This is a genomic window from Acidobacteriota bacterium, from assembly GCA_026393755.1.
In the GTDB taxonomy this organism is placed as follows: Bacteria; Acidobacteriota; Vicinamibacteria; order Vicinamibacterales; family JAKQTR01; genus JBAXOX01.
The window spans coordinates 1-2,455 of the sequence record JAPKZO010000027.1; the positions used below are offsets into that span (position 1 = coordinate 1).

The following is a 2,455-nucleotide window of genomic DNA, read 5'->3' on the forward strand; positions in this document are numbered from 1 at the left end:
GAGGTCCATATCCTCGGAGTACCGGATGCTCCGGTGGAAGAAGCGGAGGTTGCAGCCCCCTTTGACGACGAAGAGTTTCTTGTCGACACGTCGGCTGAGTTGGGCGAGGAACAGGAGATGAAACTGCTCGACGAATCGGATGGGCGTGATAGCGTCCATGTCTTCTCCGGAATTAGTAATACTCTTTATAGACATATATGTCAATTACAGGTACTACCCGTTGAATCGAACATTGCGGGCGGTTCCTTCCACGTTCCGCCTGTGCACCCGCTTGTGGATGTAAGTGGGTGTGTTTGTGGTCATGGCGTGACCATGCTCGATCTTGCCGATCGGACCACCAGCCGGCTCTTCAGACCCGGCGATCAGACCAGGCGCCGACCTGCTCGGCTGACCGCCTGACGTTCGTGGTAGCATTCGAGTTATCGGCGGTGGGCCCCCGAAGCGGAGCGCGTCAACTCGACTGAGACAAACAGTCTCGGGGTTCACCAGCTCATGATCGGCACCCGTCAGGCGCCTTCGAAGTGAAGACGCCACGCCGCCTCGTCCAGCCGTCCCCGCCGAAACGCTGCCCCGCCAAATCTGCAACGCTCGGATTTCGGATTGCGGATTGTCCGGATTTCTCCTTCAGCGTTCCCACCTCAGCATTCCGGATTCCGCAGTCCGCACTCGCCGGGTCTGAAATCCGCAATCCGCAATTGACTGACTGGCGCCCATGACCCTGTCCTTCTGGACCGACCGGCTTCTCGACTTGATGACCAGGGCCGGCCGCGCGGGCGCGACGACGTTGATTGATCAGGCAATCGCCGAAGGGATGCTGGCGTGCCTGCTCGAAGCGGAGGCCGCAACTGAAGTCCGCGCGCCCCAGGAGAGCACGTCGTGAACTCGTCGCGCCAGTCGGACTCGACTTCTCGGCCCACCCAGTTAATGGCGGTGGAGATCATCTCCGAACTGCTGGCCACTACCGATCCGCGCGCGCTCGGCCAGACGCTCGCCGAGCAACTGCACGAACTGACGGGCGCTCGCGCGGTCCTGCTTCTCGCCCATCGGGACGAGCCCGCGATGCACGAACTGCTGTATGCCTCTCCGCCGAGGTGCGCGACGCTGTTCTCGGAAAGCGAGCTCAGTGGTTTCTGTCCGCAGTGCACACCGGGCGCCTTGCCCAAGCGTCCGGAGGAACTGCCGGTCGACCACCCGCTGCGCGTGCCGCTACTGCGGGCTGGCGTCTGGTCCCTGCAGCGCGTTCCGCTGCGTGCCGGAGGCGAACTCCAGGGTTCCTTGCTGTTGCTGGACCTGGCAGAACCGGATCGGATTGACGAGACGGTCGAACTCCTCACGCTCCTGTCTCCGCCGATCGCGTTGGCCCTCAGAAACGCATTCGCCATCCGGCACAGCGAGGAACAACGCCAGCAGGCGGAGGTGGAATTCCGGCGAAGTCAGGCCCTGCTGAAATCGGTCACCGAGGGCACCTCTGATGCGGTCTACGTGAAGGACGCCATGGGCCGCTACCTGATGTGCAATTCCGCAACAGCCGAGTTCGTGGGCAAGCCCAGTGGGGAGGTTCTTGGCAAGGACGACACGGCCCTGTTCGCTCCGGACGAGGCGCGCCAGGTGATGGCAGGCGACCGCGGCGTCATGGCATCCGGCGTCGCGCGCACGTTCTTGTCCACCAAAGGACCGGTGCATGACGCGCAAGGCGAGGTCATCGGCCTGTTCGGTATTGCCCGCGACATCACCGAGCGCAAACAAGTAGAGGAGGCGCTGCGCCACCGCGGAGCCCAACTCACAGCCGCTGAGGTCGTGGCGCGAATGGGAAGCTGGAATTACGACGTGGCGACGGACACCGCTGTGTGGTCCGACAACATGTTCGCGATCTTCGACGTGGACCAGGCTAGACGCGACGAGCTGGTGTTTAGGACGTTTGTCGAGAACCGGGTCCATCCCGACGACCGTACGCGCATCGTGGCTTGCCTGAACACCGCGATGGCCGGCGGTCCGCCTTACGATCTGGAGTACCGCATCCGCTGGCGCGACGGCTCCGAACACGTCATCGACGCCCGTGCCGAGATCGATTGGGACGCGGCGGGCCAGCCGCAGCGCCTAATCGGCATCGTGCAGGACATCACCGAGCGCAAGCGCGCAGAAGCGGTCGTGCAGGCTCGAGTGCGGCTCAGCGAGTATGCGTTCGGCCATTCGCTCGACGAGTTGCTCACGCAGATGCTGAACGAAGCCGAGTTACTGAGCGGCAGCACGATTGGCTTCTTCCACTTCGTGGAAACCGACCAGAAGACGCTCTCGCTCCAGGCGTGGTCCACTAAGGGCTTGTCAGGAAATAACTGATTGATATTAACTCTCGCGGGTGGTAGCTTGACCTGTGCAATTTGCCACCCTGCGCTCCAAGTACACCGCGCTGGCACCCGTACTCACGGAACGGTCTCGGCGCGTCTGGGCGGCGACC

At 62.8% G+C, this 2,455-nt stretch carries 2 protein-coding genes; both read left to right on the forward strand.

Translation table 11 applies throughout. The annotated features are described in order from the left end of the window. Nucleotides 1-712 precede the first annotated feature (712 nt). Nucleotides 713-880 (forward strand): hypothetical protein, encoded by a 168-nt coding sequence (locus NTV05_10560; protein MCX6544833.1) that lies wholly within the window; start codon nucleotides 713-715, stop codon nucleotides 878-880. Continuing rightward, nucleotides 877-2,337 carry a PAS domain-containing protein gene (locus NTV05_10565; GenBank protein MCX6544834.1) on the forward strand — a complete coding sequence of 487 codons (1,461 nt, stop codon included), beginning with the start codon at nucleotides 877-879 and terminating at the stop codon, nucleotides 2,335-2,337. Before NTV05_10560 ends, NTV05_10565 begins: the two co-directional genes overlap by 4 nt. The last annotated feature ends 118 nt before the right edge of the window (nucleotides 2,338-2,455 follow it).